This window comes from Duganella aquatilis (genome assembly GCF_009674565.1).
Taxonomy (GTDB): domain Bacteria; phylum Pseudomonadota; class Gammaproteobacteria; order Burkholderiales; family Burkholderiaceae_D; genus Rugamonas; species Rugamonas aquatilis.
In genome coordinates this window covers 25,483-45,206 of the sequence record NZ_WKJL01000015.1, presented here as the reverse complement: position 1 = coordinate 45,206, position 19,724 = coordinate 25,483, and the positions used below count along the sequence as shown (strand labels likewise).

The following is a 19,724-nucleotide window of genomic DNA, read 5'->3' as shown; positions in this document are numbered from 1 at the left end:
ACAAACGGGACATACATGGACTTTCGCATCGGCTGGCGCACACTGATACAGGAACCGGCATACACGCTGGCGGTCATGCTCGGACTGAGCGCGGGCCTGGCGGCGTGCCTGCTGCTGCTTGGCTTTGTGCGCTACTCGCTGGAGTACGATGCCTCGGTGCCGGACGTGGACAATATCTACGTGGTCCGCCACCGCTTCAATGTCGATCCCACCGAGCCGCTGTACGACCTGGCGCCGATGTTCCTGCGGAACGCGGCGCTGAAGATGCCTGGCGTGGTCGATGCCACGACCTACATTCCGGCGCGCGAAGAGGTCATGCCGATCGCAGTCCGCATCGACCGCAAGATGCTGCGCGTGCGCGCGCTGGTCGTGCTGCCCGGCTTTGAGCGCATACTGGGCCTGCGCGCGCTGCACGGCGACCTGCCCGGCGCGCTGGAACGTCCCGACCGCATCGTGCTGACCGAGGCGACGGCGCTGCGCTACTTCGGCGCCGCCGACGTGGTCGGCCGCATCGTCCACATGGAAGGCAAGCCGCAGCAGGTGGGGGCCGTTGTCGCCACGCCGCCGTCGAACACCACCATTCCGTTCGAGATGCTGTTTGGGGTGAACTCCACCTTCGCCGAAGAGGTGCGCCACGAGATGGTGACCGGCGAGCACGGATGGATCGGCAAGATACTGATACGCGTCCGCCCCGGCACCTCGATCTCCGCGCTGACCGACAGCCTGCAACAGGTGGTGGACCACACGCCCAGCGTGCAAAGTTTCCCCGCCGAGGTGATGGCGCGCCTGGGCAAGCGCAAGACCATGGACATCTCCCTGTCGCCACTGCGTGGCGCCTATTTCACGCAGAACCTGCGCAGCACCATCGCGCTGGTGGGCGACCGTGGCGATCCGGTGGTGATCGCCGGACTGGCCGCCATCGCCGTGCTGATACTGGTGCTGGCGGCGATCAACTACGTCAACCTGACCACGGTGCGTGTGCTGCGCCGCCAGCGCGAGGTGGCGATGCGCAAGGTGCTTGGCGCCGGCCTGTCGCAGCTGGCGTTGCAGTTCATGCTGGAGTCGCTGCTGGTGTCGATGTTGGCCACGGCGCTGGGACTGCTGCTGGCCTGGCTGGCGCTGCCGGTGTTTTCGGAGCTGGTGAATCGACAGCTGGACGACCTGTTCACGGCATCGAATATCGCGGCGGCCTTCGGCATCGGCGCCTTGCTGGGCGTGGTGAGCGCGATTTATCCCGCCGTGATTGCGCTGCGCGTGCACCCGACGCAGGTGCTGGCCGGTCGTCCCGGCACCGAGTCTGGCGCCAGCATGCGGCTGCGGCGCGTGCTGACGGTGATACAGATCGCGGCGGCCATGGGCCTGGCCGGCGTCAGTATCGCCATCGCCTGGCAAACGCATTACGCGCTGACGTCGTCGCCCGGTTTCGACCCGGCGCCGCTGCTGGTGGTGGACATGCCGGAGCGCGTCAAGGACAGCCCGACGGCACATGGATTCTATACCGCGCTGTCGGCGCAGACCGGCGTGGACGGCGTGGCCGTGTCGGACGATCCGGTCGGGCGTCTGGACTGGAGCTGGTCGCGCGACCTGCAACGTCCCGGCGGCCAGGCGGCGACCATGGAGATGAAGTCGGTCAGCACGAATTTCTTCGAGCAGTTGCGCGTCCAGCCGGTGGCGGGGCGCCTGTTCAAACGGGGCGTGGATGCCGACGATGACCTTGTGCCGGTGGTGATCAACGCCATCGCCGCGCGCGCGCTCGGCTTCGCGTCGCCGCAGGCGGCGGTGGGCGAAACGGTGTTGTTCACGGGCTTCGACAACAAGACCATCCGCAAGACCATCGTCGGCATCGCCCCGGAGTTGCGTTTCCGTTCGCTGCGCGAAGCGCCGCGCGCCACCGCCTACGAATTGCGCACCGCCGGCGCCTCGCTGACCGTGCGCGTGCATGGACCGATGGCGGACATCGAGCGCGCGGTGCGCGAGCTGTGGCCGCGCTACTTCCCTGAATCGCTGCTGCGCATGCACCGCGCCGACGAGGTGCTGGCCGTGAATTACGCCGAGGATGCGCGCATGGCCAAGCTGCTGGCCAGCGCCACCTGCCTGGCGCTGATCATCGCCGGCGTCGGCACCTACGTTTTGTCCGCCAACACCGTGCAGCGCCGTGCCAGGGAAATCGTGCTGCGCAAGCTGCACGGCGCGCGGCGCGGCGACATTGGCCTGCTGGTGCTGCGCGAGATCGGCACGCTGATACTGATCGCCGCCGCGATCGGCCTGCCGCTGGCGGCGATCGCCATCCAGCGTTACCTGGCCGGCTATGTCGAACACGCACCGGTCGGCTACTGGACCTTGCTGTTCGCGCTGGCGCTGACGCTGGTGATCGCGATCAGCGCCATCAGCCGCCACGCGTGGCTGGCCATGCGCCTGTCGCCGGTGGAGGCGCTGCGCAGTTGATCCATCTGGCGCTGTCGTACAATGTCGCCAAATGATAAATATAACGACAAACGTCAAACCTTCTTCCCACATCCGCCGCCGCCAGACCTTGGCCCTTGTACTGCTGGTGGTCTGCGGCGTGATCAACTACCTGGATCGCGCCACGCTGGCGGTGGCCAATGAATACATCCGCGCCGATCTGGGCCTGTCGCTGGGCCAAATGGGCTTGCTGCTGTCGGCCTTTTCGTGGAGCTACGCCTTGTGCCAGCTGCCGGTTGGCGCGCTGGTGGACAGGACCGGACCGCGCTGGCTGCTCGGCATCGGCCTGGTGGTGTGGTCGGTGGCGCAGGCGGCCGGTGGGCTGGCCTCGACCTTCGGCTGGTTCGTCATCGCCCGCATAGCGCTGGGCATCGGCGAGGCGCCGCAGTTTCCGTCGGCGGCGCGGGTGGTCAGCAACTGGTTCCCGGTCCGTGCGCGCGGCACGCCGACCGGCATCTTCAATTCCGCGTCTCCGCTCGGCGTGGCGCTGGCGCCTCTGTGCCTGCCGCCGCTGATTGCCGCGACCAGCTGGCACTGGGCCTTCTTCGCCACCGGCGCGATGGGACTGGTGGCGGCGGTGGTCTGGCTGGCGCTGTACCGCGATCCGGTGCACCAGCAAATGAGCGCGGAGGAACGCGCCTACCTTGAAGTGAAAGCGTCGCGCGCCGCCGCGCCCAAAGCGGATTCCGCTTCGTGGCTGGCGCTGTTCCGCTATCGCACCACGTGGGGCATGATGCTGGGCTTCTTCGGATCGGTGTACCTCAACTGGGTCTACCTGACCTGGCTGCCGGGCTATTTGCGCACGGAGCGGCACATGGAGTTCGCCCACGTCGGCATCGCCGCCGCCATTCCCTTCCTGTGCGGCTTTGCCGGCGCGCTGGTTGCCGGCTGGGCGTCGGACCGTGTGGCGCAAGGCGCGGCATCGCCGCTGCTGGGGCGTCGCAACGCGGTGGTCGCATCCACGCTGGGCATGGTGGCGTTCACGATCCCGGCGGCGCTGGTCGAGAGCAATGTGGCGGCGGTGGCCTGCATCGCCATCGTCATCTTCCTGGCCAACGCCTCGTCGGCATGTGCCTGGTCGCTGGCGACGGTGGCGGCGCCGCCGAGCCGCATCGCCTCGCTGGGCGCGCTGCAAAACTTCGGCGGCTTCCTCGGCGGCGCGCTGGCGCCGGTGCTGACCGGCTACATCGCGCAGTCCTGGTCCTTCGTGCCGGCGCTGTTGACCGGCGCCGGTATCGCCTTCCTCGGCGCCATGTCGTACCGCTACCTGGTGGTGCGGCCGATTCCCGAACTATAGACTGGTCAGCGCCTTGAACTGCGCGGCGCGGCGGCGCGAAACCTCCACCTGCAGCTGGTCGCGCAGCGTCAGATCCAGGCCGCCGGCGTCATTCGGCTCGACCTGTTCGACGTAATCGAGATTGATGATGTGGCGGCGATTGGCGCGGAAGAATTGCTGCGGATCGAGCTTGTCCTCCAGCTGGTTCAATGAGCGCAGCATCAGCGGCTGCTGGCGCTCGAAGTACACGCGGGTGTAATTGCCTTCGGATTCAAACAGGCGGATGTCCTGCACGGCGACAAACCAGCATCGCCCGCCATCCTTGATGAACAGCTTTTTCGGCGCGGCGGCTGCCGCCGTGCTTTGATGCCGTACCGCGCAGCGCTGCAAGGCCGAGGCCATGCGCGCCGCCTGGATCGGCTTTTGCAGATAATCCAGCGCATTCACTTCGAACGCCTGCAAGGCGTATTGGTCGAAGGCGGTGGTGAAGATCACCTCCGGCGCTTCCTCCAGCGACGCCAGCATGTCGAAGCCGGAGCCGCCGGGCATTTGCACGTCGAGAAAAATCAGGTCCGGCTTGAGCGCGGCGATCTGCTGCACGCCGTCGGCGGCGTTGACCGCTTCACCCACAATCTCCACGTCAGGATGCGCCGCCAGCAGGCGACGCAGCTCGGCCCGCGCCAGGCGCTCGTCGTCGATCAGTAATGCCCGCATCAGGCGGCCTCCGGTAAAGTCATGGTGGCGCGTACCCAGCCACTGTTTTCAGATAAATCCAGCTGCGCGTTTTCGCCCAGGGCCAGCGCCAGCCGCTTGCGCGTATTGACCAAGCCCACCTTGGTGGAATTCGCGAATGGTACAATCGCGCCCAGGTTGGCGATCTCGATATGTACCGCGCCGTTGTCCATGCGCTCCGCGCGGATGCGGATGTCGCTGCCGGTGGGACTGGCCTCGACGCCGTACTTGACGGCGTTTTCCACCAGCGTCTGCAAGGCCATCGGCGGAATGCGCACCTGTTCCAGGCCCATGCCGATTTCCACGCTGACGCGCATGCGTTCCTCGAAGCGGATCTTCTCGATCGACAGGTAAGCCTGCACCGCCTCGATCTCCGTCGACAGTGGCACCGTGTCGTGATGGCCTGATTGCAGCGCGTAGCGCATCACGCTGGCCAGTTGGTCGATCATTTGCGCCGCCGCATCCGGTTCTTCGTAAATCAGCGCGCGCACGCTGTTCATGCTGTTGAAGAAGAAGTGCGGATTGACCTGCGCCTGCAAGGCGCGCAGCTCGGCGTCCTTGGCGGCGACTTCCAGTCGCAGCGCTTCCGACTCCGCGCGGTTGGCGCGGCGCAGCGACAGCACCGCCATGTAGAAGATATTCCACACCATGTGCACCGCCCACCAGGACAGCAGCGCGCCGGGCAGCCAATCCATCCCGTGCGACATGGTCGACGGCATCAGCACGACGTAGCCCAGATACTGCACGGCGGTATGCAAGGTTCCCAGCACAAGGATCGCACACAGCACCAGCTTCCATCCGGTGCGCCGGCCGTTGCGGATGCGCCGCTTGAGCAGCCGGTGCCACAGGTCGGAGATGATGATGCCGCTCACCGCGCCCCAGCAGGTCACCCACATCAGGCCGGGCACACGGGTGGCGCCCATGGCGAAGGAGAACAGTGGCAGGAAGCCCCAGCCGGCCAGCTGGAAGATCCAGTACCAGTTCAGGCGTGCTATCAGGGGACGGTTTGCGGTCATGGCGATCAATTCGATCAATTCAGGAAGTTGTCGATGCGATCATACATCCAGCTTGGATCGTCGTACATGATGAAATGGCGGGCGCTGTCCGCCATCTCCACGCGCACGCCGGGCAGCTTGGCATACTGCGTGGTGTAGACGGCGGTGATGGCTTCCTTGGGCGCGTAATCCTTGTAGGCGATCCAGGTACCCATCACCAGCGTCGGCGCCTTGATGCGGCTGACGTCGTCGCGCAGGTCGGCCGCCATCAGCTCCGTCATGCTGCTGATGACGGTGTCGCGGTCCGACGCTTTGCCGGCATTCAGCGCGCGGTCGATGTCTTCCTGCCTGGTGATCATGGTGCGCAGCGTGCGTAACTGGTTGGCGCGGAAGGTTTCGGCGTCCAGCGCCTTCATGCTGGCGGCCATGCCGTCGGCCATTTGCTTGAGCTGTGCGCGGGTGATGTTCGGCGCCTGCGTGGCGCCCAGCGCCGGCAGCGAATCGACGATGACCAGCCGGCCCACCTGTTCAGGATGATCCGCCGCCAGCTTCATGCCGAGATAGCCGCCCAGGCTGTGGCCGATGACGACCGGGTGATCGAACTTGTTGTCGGCGATGTAGGCGCTCAGCTGCTGCTCGGCCGCCGGCAGCAGCGGCTCCTGGATGGCGGGCTGGCCGGCGAAACCGGCCAGTGTCAGCACGTGGCACTGATGCTTGCCGCTGGCGCAGTAGTGCGCCACCGTGCCGTCCCACACGCTGCCGGATGACGCCAGGCCGGGAATCAGGATGATCGGCGCGCCGGAGCCGGTCACGTCGACTTTGAAGGCGGGATGGTCGGCTGCGGCGGCATGGCCCAGCATCAGCGTAGCGGCAACAGCGGCGATGGTTTTGATCAGCATGGCGTTCTCCGTTGGTGAGTAAGTGGAGCCATGCTATCGGCGCCGCCGGCATGCGGCGACGCCTTTGGGATGAGCGGTTTTCTAGCTGGATGAGCGGTTGCGCCGAGTTCGCAGCGTGATGGCGTCGAACACGCCGTCGCGCAGCAGCAGCGCGTGTCCCAGGCCGGCGACGATGTGGCCGATGATCAGCAGGAAGAAGGCTTCGCCCAGCAAGGTGTGCAGCGCGCGCAGCGTCACATAATGCGCCAGGTTGGGCGCCAGCAGCGGCGGCAGCGGCCAGCCGGCGATGAGCGGCAGCGGGAAGCCGCCGGCCGACAGCATGGCCCAGCCGATCAGCGGCATCGCCAGCATGCAGCCGTACAGCAGCCAGTGCGAGGCGTGCGCCGCCAGGCGGATGGGCGCCGGCACGCTGGCCGGCAGCGGCGGCGTCTTGCCGGCGAGGCGCAGCAGCAGGCGCAGGACCGCCAGCACCAGCAGCGCCACGCCCAGCGGCTTGTGCAGATTGACCAGCGTGACGTGCCAGGAAGAGACGGTGGTGACCATGCCGGTGCCGATCAGCAGCATGGCGATCAATAACGGCGCCATGGCCCAGTGAAGCAGGCGCACGGCCAGGGAGAAGCGTTGGGGTGTCATGGCGTGTCCTTATTTCGCATGCAGCGCGGCTTGTTCGCGGGCGCGCAGGTTGAACGAACTGTCGTAGGCGCCGGAGCGCGCGGCCAGCAGCGGATCGTCGGACACCTTGATCCCGCTCGGCAGGATCGTCGGGTCGAAGTTGATGTCGCGGCATGGGCCGTCGTCCTGGGCGGCCGCGCGCTCCAGCGTCAGCACGCCGGCGTCGACCACCGGGCGGTCCGCAGGCCAGGCGACGGTGGCGTCGTTGACCTGATCTCCCGCCTGCGCCAGTTGCAGTTGCAGATGCCAGCGCGCCGTACCGTTTTGCAGGCGCGCGATCAGTTCATCCTGCAGGGCGTTCGGCGCCGTGACGCCCGGCGGCAGCTGGTCGTAAGCCGCATCCGGCGTCACCGACCAGCGTGCGAGCTGGATGCGTCCGCTGCCGTCCACCAGCTTGAAGGCGTTGATGCTGTAGAAGGTGGAGTTGATGAAGGACGACGATGGCGGATTCGCCTTGAGCCATTGGCGGAAGGGAGCGGTTTCCGGATGCGCCTTGAAGAAGGCCTGTAGTCTGGCGCCGTCCGGCTTGCCGGTGGCGGGATCGGGACGCGCCGCCTGAAGGCTTTCGTAAAACGCCTGCGGCGTGTTGACGATAAAGATAGGCGTGTTGTTCATCCCAGTGCGCCATTGTTCGCCGTTGGCGCTGGTGAATTGCAGCGCGAGGCTGCGCACCGGACTGGAAGTATCGGCCACCGAGGGATTACCGCCCGGCACGGCAAAGCGGCCGACCACCGGCGTGCGCACCTGGCCGAAGACGGTGGCGCTGGAGTAGCGGCTGCCCTGCCCATTGCCCTCGAAGTAGCCGATCACGCACACGCCCTTGGCGTGGTTGCGCCGGAAGCCGGGATGTTCGCCGGCGTTGGCGGTAAAGCTGTTGGTGATACGCTGCGGCGTCAGGCGGTCCGGCGTAAACCAGCCGGCCGCATAGGCATAGCCGGCCGCCAGCGCGCAGGCGGTGCAGGCGATTGCCGCTAGCGGCAGCACGTAAGATTTTGGAGTGGGCATCGCAAACTCCCTGCATGGAATGGATCGCTCATTCTATACGGGGAAAGATGACGCGAGAATGACGCTTAAGTTACATCTTCGTCCTGTTCGGCCTTCAGCTTGCGCCACAGCGTGGTGCGGCTGATGCCGAGGTAGTCGGCGGCGGCGTCGCGGCGGCCGCCGAAGCGCGCCAGCACGTCGGCGATGCGCCCGGTGGCTGGCGCCGGCGCGGGCAGGGTGGCGTCAGGCGTGCCCAGCTCGGGGGCGACGCTGAGGACGAACGCCGGCGTCAGCGCCTGCAGCGGTTCGGCGGCCAGAAACAGCGCCAGGCGCTCGGTCAGGTTGCGCAGCTCGCGCACGTTGCCTGGCCAGGCGTAGCGCTGCAGCAGCGGCGCGCAGGCCGTCATTTCCGCATGCAGGTTGGGATGCGGTCGCGCGCCCAGCGACGCCAGCGAATTTTTCAGCGACCATTCGGTCAGCGTCATCACGTCTTCCGGCCGCGCGCGCAGTGGCGGTAGTGCCAGCCGCAGCACCGCCAACCGGTAGAACAGGTCGGCGCGGAAGCGGCCTTCGCGCACGCGCTGTTCCAGGTCGCAGTGGGTGGCGCTGATGATGCGCACATGGACCGGTATCGGTCGCGTGCCGCCGACGCGCACCACTTCACGTTCTTCCAGCACGCGCAGCAGGCGCGTTTGCAGCGTCAGCGGCATTTCGCCTATCTCGTCGAGGAACAGCGTGCCGTGGTTGGCCGCCTCGAACAGGCCCGCATGGCCGCCGCGCCGCGCGCCGGTGAAGGCGCCTTCCTCGTGGCCGAACAGTTCCGACTCCAGCAGCGATTCCGCGATCGCGCCGCAGTTCACCGCCACGAACGGCCGGTTCTGGCCCAGCGTGCGCGGCGCCTCGCGGTGGATGGCTTGCGCCACCAGTTCCTTGCCGCAGCCGGTTTCGCCTTGTATCAGCACGGTGGCGGGCGATTTCGCGTACAGCACCACCGATTGCCGCACCGTCTCCATCGCCGCCGAATCGCCGCGCAAGTCGTTGATGCCATGCCTGGCGCGCAGCGTGTCCGTCACCACCGCGCTGCGCGCGCGGTTGCGGTTGGATTCCAGCTGCGCCAGGCGCGCCATTTCCAGCGCGTCGTCGAAAGCATGCCGGATCGAGGCGGCGGAGTAGACGAACACGCCGGTCAGTCCCGCTTCCTCGGCCAGGTCGGTGATGCGTCCCGCGCCGACGATGGCCTTGATGCCCGCCGCTTTGAGGTCGTTGACCTGCGCGCGCGCGTCTTCCTCCGTCACGTAGGTGCGCTGCGCCACATCGAAGCCGAAGGTGCTGGAAAACTCGGCCAGCTCCGCCAGCCGTTCCTGGTAGGTGATGATGCCGATGCGGTCCGACACGCGCCGCGCGCGCGCCAGCGCCTGCATCACATCGAAGCCGCTGAATTTGGCGATCACCACGGGCACCGACAGCCGGCCTTTCAGGTACGCCGCGTTGGAGCCGGCCGAGATGATGGCGTCGCAGCGTTCCGTCGCCAGCCGCTCGCGGATGTATTTGGCCGCTTCCTCGAAACCGAGGTTGATCGGTTCGATCGTGGCCAGGTTGTCGTATTCCAGCGTGATGTCGCGGAACAGGTCGGACAGGCGCGATACCGAGACCGTCCAGATGACCGGCTTGTCGTTGCTGTCGAAGGGCAGGGGCGTGGAATGTCGCATGTTTCAATTGTAGTTCATTTTTGTTTCATGTGAAACGCCGGTGCAACATGGTGATAGGCTAAGTATTTGATTTATATAGACTGGTGCATTGGCACGCCCCTTGCAATACAAAGCGCAACTTCAACGCAACACCGAAAGGTCACAACATGAGTCAATACTCCGCAGGCGCCGCGTTCCGCAAAGCCGTCCAGGAAGAGTCCCCCTTGCAGGTGGTCGGCGCCATCAATGCCAACCATGCACTGCTGGCCAAGCGCGCCGGCTTCAAGGCGATCTACCTGTCCGGTGGCGGCGTGGCGGCGGGTTCGCTCGGTCTGCCGGACCTGGGCATTTCCAACCTGGATGACGTGCTGACCGACGTGCGCCGCATCACCGACGTGTGCGACCTGCCGCTGCTGGTCGACGTCGATACCGGCTTCGGCGCCTCCGCCTTCAACGTCGCCCGCACCGTCAAGTCGATGATCAAGTTCGGCGCCGCCGCCATGCACATCGAAGACCAGGTCGGCGCCAAGCGCTGCGGACATCGTCCGGGCAAGGAAATCGTATCGAAGCAGGAGATGGTCGACCGCATCAGCGCCGCCGTCGATGCGCGCACCGACGACCAGTTTGTCATCATGGCCCGCACCGATGCGCTGGCCGTGGAAGGGCTGGACGCCGCCATCGAGCGCGCTGTCGCCTGCGTGGAAGCGGGCGCGGACATGATCTTCCCGGAAGCGATGATCAGCCTCGATATGTACAAGCAGTTCGCCGCCGCCGTGAAGGTGCCGGTGCTGGCTAACATCACCGAATTCGGTTCGACGCCGCTGTTCACGGTGGACGAGTTGCGCAGCGCCGACGTGGGCCTGGTGCTGTATCCACTGTCCGCCTTCCGCGCCATGAACAAGGCGGCGGAAAACGTCTACGGCGCCATCCGGCGCGACGGCACGCAGCAGAACGTACTCGACACCATGCAGACCCGCGCGGAACTGTATGAACGCATCAATTACCACAGCTTCGAGCAAAAGCTCGACGCCCTGTTCGCCGCACAGAAAAAATAAGAGGAGACACCAAATGACCGAAGCCACCACTTTCAAGCCAAAAAAATCCGTCGCCCTGTCCGGCGTCGCCGCTGGTAATACCGCGCTGTGCTCCGTCGGCAAAACCGGCAATGACCTGCACTATCGCGGCTACGACATCCTGGACGTCGCCACCACCTGCGAGTTCGAGGAAATCGCCTACCTGCTGGTGCATGGCAAACTGCCGGCCGAGTCGGAACTGCGCGGCTACAAGGCCAAACTGCGTTCGCTGCGCGGCCTGCCGCAAGCCGTGAAATCGGCGCTGGAAGCGTTGCCTGCGTCCGCGCATCCAATGGACGTGATGCGCACCGGCGTCTCGGTGCTGGGCTGCGTGCTGCCGGAGAAGGATGACCACAATACGCCAGGCGCGCGCGACATCGCCGACCGCCTGATGGCGTCCTTCGGCTCCATGCTGCTGTACTGGTATCACTTCAGCCATAACGGCAAGCGCATCGAAGTCGAGACCGACGACGACTCCATCGGCGGCCACTTCCTGCATCTGCTGCACGGCCACAAGCCGCAGGAATCGTGGGTGCGCGCGATGCACACCTCGCTGATCCTGTACGCGGAACATGAGTTCAATGCATCGACCTTCACCAGCCGCGTCATCGCCGGCACCGGCTCCGACATTCACTCGGCCATCACCGGCGCCATCGGCGCGCTGCGCGGCCCGAAACACGGTGGCGCCAACGAAGTCGCCTTCGAAATCCAGAAACGTTACGAGAATCCGGACGAGGCGGAAGCCGATATCCGCAGCCGCGTCGCCAACAAGGAAGTGGTGATCGGTTTCGGCCACCCGGTGTACACCGTCTCCGATCCGCGCAACGTGGTGATCAAGGACGTGGCGCGCCAATTGTCCGAGGAAGCTGGTTCGACCAAGATGTACGACATCGCCGAGCGCCTGGAATCGGTGATGTGGGAAATCAAAAAGATGTTCCCGAACCTGGACTGGTTCTCCGCCGTGTCGTACCACATGATGGGCGTGCCGACCGCGATGTTCACGCCGCTGTTCGTCATCTCCCGTACCTCCGGCTGGTCGGCGCACATCATCGAACAGCGCATCGACAACAAGATCATCCGCCCAAGCGCCAACTACGTTGGCCCTGAAGACCTGAAATTCGTCCCGATCAAGGACCGTAAATAATCATGAATACCGCATTCCGCAAGAATCTGCCGGGCACCCAGCTAGACTACTTCGACGCGCGCGCCGCTGTCGACGCGATCCAGCCAGGCGCCTGGGCCAAACTGCCGTACACCTCGCGCGTACTGGCGGAAAATCTCGTGCGCCGCTGCGATCCGGCCACGCTCGATGCTTCGCTGTCGCAGCTGATCGAGCGCAAGCGCGATCTCGACTTCCCCTGGTTCCCGGCGCGCGTGGTGTGCCACGACATCCTGGGCCAGACCGCGCTGGTCGACCTGGCCGGCCTGCGCGACGCGATTGCGCTGCAGGGCGGCGATCCGGCGCTGGTCAATCCCGTGGTGCCGACGCAACTGGTAGTGGACCACTCGCTGGCGGTGGAGTGCGGCGGCTTCGATCCGGACGCCTTCGACAAGAACCGCGCCATCGAAGACCGCCGCAATGAAGACCGCTTCGATTTCATCAACTGGACCAAGAAGGCGTTCAAGAACGTCGACGTAATCCCGCCGGGGAACGGCATCCTGCACCAGATTAACCTGGAGCGCATGTCGCCGGTGATCCAGTCCGTCGACGGCGTGGCTTTCCCGGATACGCTGGTCGGCACCGATTCGCACACGCCGATGGTCGATGCGCTGGGCGTGATCGCCATCGGCGTCGGCGGCCTGGAAGCGGAGAGCGTGATGCTGGGCCGCGCATCGTGGATGCGGCTGCCGGACATCATCGGCGTTGACCTGAGCGGCAAGCCGCAGCCGGGCATCACCGCTACCGACATCGTGCTGGCGCTGACCGAATTCCTGCGCAAGCAGAAAGTGGTGTCGTCGTACCTGGAGTTCTATGGCGAAGGCGCCGCCCATCTCACCTTGGGCGACCGCGCGACCATCTCCAACATGGCGCCGGAATACGGCTCCACCGCCGCCATGTTCTACATCGACGCGCAAACCATCAAGTACCTCAAGCTGACTGGCCGCGATGACGAAACGGTCAAACTGGTGGAAACCTACGCCAAGGAAACCGGTTTGTGGGGCGATGCGCTGGTGGGCGCCGAGTACGAGCGCGTGCTGAAGTTCGACCTGTCGACCGTGGTGCGCAACATCGCCGGCCCATCCAATCCGCACAACCGCGTGGCGACCAGCGACCTGGCCGCGCGCGGCATCAGCGGCGTGGTGGAGAACGAGCCTGGCCTGATGCCGGACGGCGCCTGCATCATCGCCGCCATCACCAGCTGCACCAACACGAATAATCCGCGCAATATGATCGCCGCCGGCCTGCTGGCCCGTAACGCCAACAAGCTGGGATTGACGCGCAAACCATGGGTGAAATCCTCGCTGGCGCCTGGCTCCAAGACCGTGACGCTGTATCTGGAAGAAGCGGGCCTGCTGCCGGAGCTGGAGCAGCTGGGCTTTGGCGTGGTGGCGTATGCCTGCACCTCCTGCAACGGCATGTCCGGCGCGCTGGACCCGGTGATACAGAAGGAAGTCGTGGACCGCGACCTGTACGCGACCGCTGTCCTGTCGGGCAACCGCAACTTCGACGGCCGCATCCACCCGTATGCCAAGCAGGCCTTTCTGGCCTCGCCGCCGCTGGTGGTGGCGTATGCGATTGCCGGCACCATCCGCTTCGACATCGAAAAGGATGTGCTGGGCCACGGCGCCAACGGCCAGCCGATCACGCTGAAAGACGTCTGGCCGTCTGACGAAGAGATCGACGCCATCGTCGCCAGCGCGGTCAAGCCGGAGCAGTTCCGCAAGGTCTATATCCCGATGTTCGCCAGGCAGGCGGATGATGGCATTTCCGTCAGTCCGCTGTACGACTGGCGTCCGCAGACCACCTACATCCGCCGTCCGCCATACTGGGAAGGCGCGCTGGCGGGCGAACGTTCGCTGCGCGGCATGCGTCCGCTGGCGGTCCTCGGCGATAACATCACCACCGACCACCTGTCGCCGTCGAACGCCATCATGATGGATTCCGCCGCCGGCGAGTATCTGCACAAAATGGGCCTGCCGGAAGAGGACTTCAATTCCTACGCCACCCACCGCGGCGACCACCTGACCGCGCAACGCGCCACCTTCGCCAATCCGACGCTGAAGAACGAGATGGTGCGCGATGCCGACGGCAAGATCAAAGCCGGCTCGCTAGCGCGCGTGGAACCGGAAGGCAAAGTGCTGCGCATGTGGGAAGCGATTGAAACCTATATGGACCGCAAGCAGCCGCTGATCATCGTGGCCGGCGCGGATTACGGCCAGGGCTCGTCGCGCGACTGGGCGGCCAAGGGTGTGCGGCTGGCGGGCGTGGAAGCGATTGTGGCCGAAGGCTTCGAACGCATCCACCGCACCAACCTGGTCGGCATGGGCGTGCTGCCGCTGGAGTTCAAGCCGGGCGTGAACCGCCTGACGCTGGCGCTGGACGGCACCGAAACCTACGACGTGATCGGCGACCGCACGCCGCGCTCCACGCTGACGCTGGTGATCAACCGCCGCAACGGCGAGCGTTTGGAAGTACCGGTGACCTGCCGCCTCGATACGGCGGAAGAAGTGTCGATTTACGAAGCCGGCGGTGTGCTGCAACGCTTCGCGCAGGACTTCCTCGAATCCGCAAAGGCTGCATGATGGCGCACAAACCTCAGATCAAGATCCCCGCCACCTATATGCGTGGCGGCACCAGCAAGGGCGTGTTCTTTCGCCTGCAGGATCTGCCGGAGGCGGCGCAACAGCCGGGTGCCGCGCGCGACCAGTTGCTGTTGCGCGTGATCGGCAGCCCGGACCCATACGGCAAGCAGATCGACGGCATGGGCGGCGCCACGTCCAGCACCAGCAAGACGGTGATCCTGTCGAAAAGCACGCGGCCGGATCACGACGTCGATTATCTGTTCGGCCAGGTCTCGATCGACAAGGCCTTCGTGGACTGGAGCGGCAACTGCGGCAACCTGTCGGCCGCGGTGGGCGCCTTCGCCATCAGCGGTGGCCTGGTGGACGCCGCGCGCGTGCCGCAGGACGGCGTGGCGGTAGTGCGCGTGTGGCAGGCCAATATCGGCAAGACCATCATCGCCCACATTCCTATGACCAACGGCGAAGTGCAGGAGACCGGCGACTTTGAGCTGGACGGCGTGACCTTCCCGGCAGCCGAAGTGCAGCTGGAGTTCATGGACCCGGCGGCGGAAGAAGAGGGCGCAGGCGGTTCGATGTTCCCGACCGGCCAACTGGTGGACGATCTGGAAGTCCCCGGCGTCGGCACGTTGAAGGCGACCATGATCAACGCCGGCATCCCGACCATCTTCATCAACGCCGATGCTGTCGGCTACACCGGCGCCGAATTGCAGGACGCGATCAACGGCGACGCCAGGGCGCTGGCGATGTTCGAAACCATCCGCGCATACGGCGCGCTGCGCATGGGGCTTATCAAGGACCTCGACGAAGCGGCCACGCGCCAGCACACGCCGAAAGTGGCGTTCGTGGCGCCGCCGAAGGCCTACACCTCGTCCAGCGGCAAGCCGGTGGCGGCAGGCGATATCGACCTGCTGGTGCGTGCGCTCTCGATGGGCAAGCTGCATCACGCCATGATGGGCACGGCCGCCGTCGCCATCGGCACGGCCGCCGCCATTCCCGGCACGCTGGTGAACCTGGCGGCGGGCGGCGGCGAGCGTGGCGCGGTGCGCTTCGGCCATCCATCCGGCACCTTGCGTGTCGGTGCGGAGGCGGTGCAGCAGAACGGAGAATGGTGCGTCAAAAAAGCGGTAATGAGCCGCAGCGCACGCGTATTGATGGAAGGCTGGGTACGCGTACCCGCCTAAATAAAACCGGGGTCAGTGCCGACATTCGGACATTTCGCTTGCGAAATGTCCGAATGTCGGCACTGACCCCGATTGGAGGAGACATGAAGTACGCTGATTTTTATCAGCGCTCCATCGCCACGCCCGAACAATTCTGGCAGGACGAAGCTGCGCTCATCGACTGGAACACGCCGTTCACCCAGGTGCTGGATTACGACCATCCGCCGTTCGCCCGCTGGTTCGTCGGCGGCAAGACCAATCTGTGCCACAACGCGGTGGACCGCTGGTGCTTGCCGGGCGGGCAGGGCGACCAGCCCGCGCTGATCGCCATTTCCACCGAAACCAACACCGAACGCAGCTACTCCTTCAACCAACTGCACGTGGAAGTCCAGCGCTGGGCGGCGATGATGCAGTCGCTCGGCGTGCGCAAGGGCGACCGGGTGCTGATCTACATGCCGATGATCGCCGAAGCGGCATTCGCCATGCTGGCCTGCGCCCGCATCGGCGCGGTGCACTCGGTGGTGTTCGGCGGCTTTGCCGCCAACAGCCTGGCCAGCCGCATCGACGACGCCAAGCCGGTACTGATCGTCTCCGCCGACGCCGGCTCGCGCAACGGCAAGCCGATTCCCTACAAGCCGCTGCTGGACGAGGCGATCGCGCTGTCGTCCGCCAAGCCGTCGCGCGTGCTGCTGGTCGATCGCGGCCTGGCGCCGATGACGCGCGTGGAAGGCCGCGACGTCGACTACGCCGCGTTGAGCGCCGCGCATCTGGCCGCGCATGTGCCGGTAACCTGGCTGGAATCGAACGAGCCCTCCTACGTGCTGTACACCTCCGGCACCACCGGCAAGCCGAAAGGCGTGCAGCGCGACGTCGGCGGTTATGCGGTGGCGCTGGCGTCGTCGATGAAGCACAACTTCTGTGCCAGGGCCGGCGAGACCTTCTTCGCCACCTCCGACATCGGCTGGGTGGTGGGGCACTCGTACATCGTCTACGGCCCGCTGATCGCCGGCATGGCGACCATCATGTACGAAGGCCTGCCGGTTTGCCCCGATCCCGGCATCTGGTGGCGCATCGTCGAGAAGTACAAGGTGACGCGCATGTTCTCGGCGCCGACGGCGGTGCGCGTGCTGCGCAAGCAGCCGCCGGAATTCATGCGCAAGCACGACCTGTCGTCGCTGAAGGCGCTGTACCTGGCCGGCGAACCGCTGGATGAAACCACGTCCAGCTGGATCGCCGACGAACTGGGCGTGCCGATCATCGACAACTACTGGCAGACCGAAACCGGCTGGCCGATCCTGTCGATCGCCAAGGGCATAGAAGACACGCCGACGCGGCTCGGCAGTCCCGGTGTGGCGATGTACGGCTACAAGGTCTGCCTGATGAACGAAGCCACCGGCGAGGAGTGCGGCCCGACTGAAAAAGGCGTGCTGATGATCGAAGGTCCGCTGCCTCCCGGCTGCATGCAGACCGTGTACGGCGACGACCAGCGCTTTGTCGACACCTATTGGTCCGATGTCGGCGGCCGCATGCTGTACTCCACCTTCGACTGGGGCGTGCGCGATGCGGACGGCTATTACTTCATTCTTGGTCGCACCGACGATGTGATCAACGTCGCCGGACACCGGCTCGGCACGCGCGAGATCGAGGAATCCATCACCAGCCATCCGAATGTGTCCGAGGTGGCGGTGGTCGGCGTGGCGGACAAGATCAAGGGGCAGGTGGCGGTGGCTTTCGCCATCCTGAAGGATGCGGCGGCGGGAACGCTTGAACAGGACGTGATGGCCGTGGTGGACCGCCAGCTTGGCGCGGTGGCGCGGCCGGCGCGGGTCTACTTCGTCACGCAGTTGCCGAAGACGCGCTCCGGCAAACTGCTGCGTCGCTCCATCCAGGCCATTTGCGAAGGCCGCAATCCGGGCGACCTGACATCGATCGAAGATCCATCGTCGCTGCAGCAGATTAAACAAGCGTTGTTGTAAGGCACCGGTAAGGCTGCTCTTCTATTCTGCGTATAAGCTCGAATAGAAGAGCATCAATAACGGAGACACACAATGCACGACGACCTCGTACAGAAACTTAAGCACGACCCTAATTATCACAAGCTGGTCAAATCCCGCTCCCGCTTCGGCTGGCTGCTCACCGCAGCAATGATGGTGGTCTACTACGGCTACATCCTGCTGATCGCCTTCGACAAAGAATTCCTGGCCACGAAAACCGGCACCGGCGTCATGACCTGGGGCATGCCGATCGGCCTGTTCGTCATCGTCTTCACGGTGCTGATCACCGGCGTGTATGTCCGCCGCGCCAACAACAAATACGATGAACTGACCCAAGCCATCCACGACAAGGTGAAAGCATGAGCATCTTGAAACGTATGATGGCGCCAGTGCTGCTGGCAACGTGCGGCGTGGCGCTGGCCGCAGGCGGAGACCTGGGCCAGGCCGTGCGCCAGCCGACCAACTGGACCGCGATCACCATGTTCGCGGTGTTTGTGCTGTTCACGCTGTACATCACCAAATGGGCGGCCAAGAAAACCCGCTCCGCGTCCGACTTCTACACCGCCGGCGGCGGCATCACCGGCTTCCAGAACGGCCTGGCGATCGCCGGCGACTTCATGTCGGCGGCATCCTTCCTCGGCATCTCCGCATCCGTGTTCCTGAACGGTTACGATGGCCTGATCTACGCCATCGGCTTCCTGGTCGGCTGGCCTGTCATCACCTTCCTGATGGCTGAACGCCTGCGCAACCTGGGCCGCTTCACCTTCGCCGACGTCGCCGCCTACCGCTTCAAGCAGGCGCCGATCCGCATCTTCTCCGCTTCCGGCACGCTGGTGGTGGTGGCCTTCTACCTGATCGCGCAGATGGTCGGCGCGGGCCAGTTGATCAAGCTGCTGTTCGGTCTCGAATACTGGATCGCCGTGGTGCTGGTCGGTACGCTGATGATGATCTACGTGCTGTTCGGCGGCATGACCGCGACCACCTGGGTGCAGATCATCAAGGCGGTGATGCTGCTGGGCGGCGCCAGCTTCATGGCGTTTGCCGTGCTGGCGCAGTTCAACTTCAGCCCGGAGGCGCTGTTCGCCAAATCGGTGGAACTGCACGCGAAAAAAGATGCGATCATGGGCCCAGGCACCTTCATCAAGGATCCGGTCTCGGCGATCTCGTTCGGCATGGCGCTGATGTTCGGCACCGCCGGCCTGCCGCACATCCTGATGCGTTTCTTCACCGTGCCAAGCGCGAAGGAAGCACGCAAGTCGGTGTTCTGGGCCACCACCTGGATCGCCTACTTCTACATCCTGACCTTCATCATCGGTTTCGGCGCCATCGTTTTGGTCAGCACCAATCCTGAATTCAAGGACGCCGCGGGCAAGCTCCTGGGCGGTAACAACATGGCGGCGGTGCACCTGGCCAAAGCGGTCGGCGGCAATGTCTTCCTGGGCTTTATCTCGGCCGTGGCTTTCGCCACCATCCTGGCCGTGGTGGCCGGCCTGACGCTGTCCGGCGCATCGGCCGTGTCGCACGACCTGTACGCCACCGTGATCGCCAAGGGCAAAGCCAGCGGCGCCAGCGAACTGAAAGTATCGAAGATCACCACCATCGCACTGGGCATCGTCGCCGTGGTGCTGGGCATCGCCTTCGAGAAGCAGAACATCGCTTTCATGGTGTCGCTGGCGTTTGCCATCGCCGCCTCGGCCAACTTCCCGGTCCTGTTCATGTCCGTGCTGTGGAAGAACTGCACCACGCGCGGCGCCACTATCGGCGGCTTTATCGGCCTGACGCTGGCGCTGGTGATGACCGTGCTGTCCAAGTCCGTGTGGGTGGATGTACTGGGCAATGCCCATGAACTGTTCCCATACGCTTCGCCGGCCATCTTCTCGATGCCGGCCGGCTTCCTCGGCATCTGGCTGTTCTCGGTGCTGGACAAGAGCGACCGCGCGCGCATCGACCGCGCCGGCTACGAAGCGCAGCAGATGCGCTCCGAAACCGGCATCGGCGCCGCCGGCGCCAGCGCACACTGATAAAAATAGCAACTTGTAGCAGA

General features: G+C 65.1%; 15 protein-coding genes. 9 read left to right on the top strand and 6 right to left on the bottom strand.

All coding sequences use genetic code 11. The features are described from left to right. The first annotated feature begins 15 nt into the window (after positions 1 to 15). Both GJ698_RS19330 and GJ698_RS19325 read left to right on the top strand, forming a co-directional pair. Positions 16 to 2,445 (top strand): FtsX-like permease family protein, encoded by a 2,430-nt coding sequence (locus GJ698_RS19330; protein ID WP_154359496.1) that lies wholly within the window; start codon positions 16 to 18, stop codon positions 2,443 to 2,445. 31 nt (positions 2,446 to 2,476) lie between these two features. Next, complete coding sequence (locus GJ698_RS19325; protein ID WP_154359495.1) at positions 2,477 to 3,760, top strand: MFS transporter; 1,284 nt, start codon at positions 2,477 to 2,479, stop codon at positions 3,758 to 3,760. Here the strand turns inward: GJ698_RS19325 and GJ698_RS19320 are convergent. The 6 genes from GJ698_RS19320 to prpR all read right to left on the bottom strand — a co-directional run bounded on the left by GJ698_RS19320 (position 3,755) and on the right by prpR (position 9,730). Beyond that, a complete protein-coding gene (locus GJ698_RS19320) occupies positions 3,755 to 4,453 on the bottom strand; it encodes a LytR/AlgR family response regulator transcription factor (RefSeq protein WP_154359494.1) in 699 nt (232 codons plus the stop codon). The genes GJ698_RS19325 and GJ698_RS19320 overlap by 6 nt on opposite strands. Next, the gene (locus GJ698_RS19315; RefSeq protein WP_154359493.1) at positions 4,453 to 5,487 is read right to left on the bottom strand and encodes a sensor histidine kinase; all 1,035 of its coding nucleotides are present in this window, start codon (positions 5,485 to 5,487) and stop codon (positions 4,453 to 4,455) included. The genes GJ698_RS19320 and GJ698_RS19315 overlap by 1 nt, the downstream gene beginning before the upstream one ends. A gap of 14 nt (positions 5,488 to 5,501) precedes the next feature. Continuing rightward, the gene (locus GJ698_RS19310; RefSeq protein WP_154359492.1) at positions 5,502 to 6,365 is read right to left on the bottom strand and encodes an alpha/beta fold hydrolase; all 864 of its coding nucleotides are present in this window, start codon (positions 6,363 to 6,365) and stop codon (positions 5,502 to 5,504) included. Between the two features lie 81 nt (positions 6,366 to 6,446). Further along, the gene (locus GJ698_RS19305; RefSeq protein WP_154359491.1) at positions 6,447 to 6,998 is read right to left on the bottom strand and encodes a cytochrome b; all 552 of its coding nucleotides are present in this window, start codon (positions 6,996 to 6,998) and stop codon (positions 6,447 to 6,449) included. 9 nt (positions 6,999 to 7,007) lie between these two features. Further along, positions 7,008 to 8,042, bottom strand: a complete 1,035-nt coding sequence (locus tag GJ698_RS19300; protein ID WP_154359490.1) for a catalase family peroxidase — start codon at positions 8,040 to 8,042, stop codon at positions 7,008 to 7,010. 65 nt (positions 8,043 to 8,107) lie between these two features. Beyond that, positions 8,108 to 9,730, bottom strand: a complete 1,623-nt coding sequence (gene prpR / locus GJ698_RS19295) for a propionate catabolism operon regulatory protein PrpR (protein ID WP_154359489.1) — start codon at positions 9,728 to 9,730, stop codon at positions 8,108 to 8,110. A gap of 146 nt (positions 9,731 to 9,876) precedes the next feature. On the opposite strand from prpR, the gene prpB reads away from it, so the two are divergent. From prpB to GJ698_RS19260, 7 genes are all read left to right on the top strand, one after another. Next, positions 9,877 to 10,764, top strand: a complete 888-nt coding sequence (gene prpB / locus GJ698_RS19290) for a methylisocitrate lyase (protein ID WP_154359488.1) — start codon at positions 9,877 to 9,879, stop codon at positions 10,762 to 10,764. A 13-nt stretch (positions 10,765 to 10,777) separates the two neighbouring features. Beyond that, positions 10,778 to 11,926: a bifunctional 2-methylcitrate synthase/citrate synthase gene (gene prpC / locus GJ698_RS19285; RefSeq protein ID WP_154359487.1), complete on the top strand. Its 1,149-nt coding sequence runs from the start codon at positions 10,778 to 10,780 to the stop codon at positions 11,924 to 11,926. A 2-nt stretch (positions 11,927 to 11,928) separates the two neighbouring features. Next, entirely contained in the window at positions 11,929 to 14,526 is a 2,598-nt protein-coding gene (gene acnD, locus GJ698_RS19280; protein WP_154359486.1) for a Fe/S-dependent 2-methylisocitrate dehydratase AcnD, read from the top strand. Further along, entirely contained in the window at positions 14,526 to 15,707 is a 1,182-nt protein-coding gene (prpF, locus tag GJ698_RS19275) for a 2-methylaconitate cis-trans isomerase PrpF (protein WP_154359586.1), read from the top strand. Before acnD ends, prpF begins: the two co-directional genes overlap by 1 nt. A gap of 83 nt (positions 15,708 to 15,790) precedes the next feature. After that, complete coding sequence (locus tag GJ698_RS19270) at positions 15,791 to 17,662, top strand: propionate--CoA ligase (protein ID WP_154359485.1); 1,872 nt, start codon at positions 15,791 to 15,793, stop codon at positions 17,660 to 17,662. 72 nt (positions 17,663 to 17,734) lie between these two features. Continuing rightward, entirely contained in the window at positions 17,735 to 18,043 is a 309-nt protein-coding gene (locus tag GJ698_RS19265; RefSeq protein ID WP_154359484.1) for a DUF485 domain-containing protein, read from the top strand. Beyond that, positions 18,040 to 19,701 carry a cation acetate symporter gene (locus GJ698_RS19260; protein ID WP_154359483.1) on the top strand — a complete coding sequence of 554 codons (1,662 nt, stop codon included), beginning with the start codon at positions 18,040 to 18,042 and terminating at the stop codon, positions 19,699 to 19,701. Before GJ698_RS19265 ends, GJ698_RS19260 begins: the two co-directional genes overlap by 4 nt. The last annotated feature ends 23 nt before the right edge of the window (positions 19,702 to 19,724 follow it).

What these genes read in the sequence shown, in the direction of transcription:
- GJ698_RS19330 (WP_154359496.1), top strand. Translation starts at nt 16, where the DNA reads ATGGACTTTCGCATCGGCTGGCGCACACTGATACAGGAACCGGCATAC.
- GJ698_RS19325 (WP_154359495.1), top strand. Translation starts at nt 2,477, where the DNA reads ATGATAAATATAACGACAAACGTCAAACCTTCTTCCCACATCCGCCGC.
- GJ698_RS19320 (WP_154359494.1), bottom strand. Translation starts at nt 4,453, where the DNA reads ATGCGGGCATTACTGATCGACGACGAGCGCCTGGCGCGGGCCGAGCTG.
- GJ698_RS19315 (WP_154359493.1), bottom strand. Translation starts at nt 5,487, where the DNA reads ATGACCGCAAACCGTCCCCTGATAGCACGCCTGAACTGGTACTGGATC.
- GJ698_RS19310 (WP_154359492.1), bottom strand. Translation starts at nt 6,365, where the DNA reads ATGCTGATCAAAACCATCGCCGCTGTTGCCGCTACGCTGATGCTGGGC.
- GJ698_RS19305 (WP_154359491.1), bottom strand. Translation starts at nt 6,998, where the DNA reads ATGACACCCCAACGCTTCTCCCTGGCCGTGCGCCTGCTTCACTGGGCC.
- GJ698_RS19300 (WP_154359490.1), bottom strand. Translation starts at nt 8,042, where the DNA reads ATGCCCACTCCAAAATCTTACGTGCTGCCGCTAGCGGCAATCGCCTGC.
- prpR (WP_154359489.1), bottom strand. Translation starts at nt 9,730, where the DNA reads ATGCGACATTCCACGCCCCTGCCCTTCGACAGCAACGACAAGCCGGTC.
- prpB (WP_154359488.1), top strand. Translation starts at nt 9,877, where the DNA reads ATGAGTCAATACTCCGCAGGCGCCGCGTTCCGCAAAGCCGTCCAGGAA.
- prpC (WP_154359487.1), top strand. Translation starts at nt 10,778, where the DNA reads ATGACCGAAGCCACCACTTTCAAGCCAAAAAAATCCGTCGCCCTGTCC.
- acnD (WP_154359486.1), top strand. Translation starts at nt 11,929, where the DNA reads ATGAATACCGCATTCCGCAAGAATCTGCCGGGCACCCAGCTAGACTAC.
- prpF (WP_154359586.1), top strand. Translation starts at nt 14,526, where the DNA reads ATGGCGCACAAACCTCAGATCAAGATCCCCGCCACCTATATGCGTGGC.
- GJ698_RS19270 (WP_154359485.1), top strand. Translation starts at nt 15,791, where the DNA reads ATGAAGTACGCTGATTTTTATCAGCGCTCCATCGCCACGCCCGAACAA.
- GJ698_RS19265 (WP_154359484.1), top strand. Translation starts at nt 17,735, where the DNA reads ATGCACGACGACCTCGTACAGAAACTTAAGCACGACCCTAATTATCAC.
- GJ698_RS19260 (WP_154359483.1), top strand. Translation starts at nt 18,040, where the DNA reads ATGAGCATCTTGAAACGTATGATGGCGCCAGTGCTGCTGGCAACGTGC.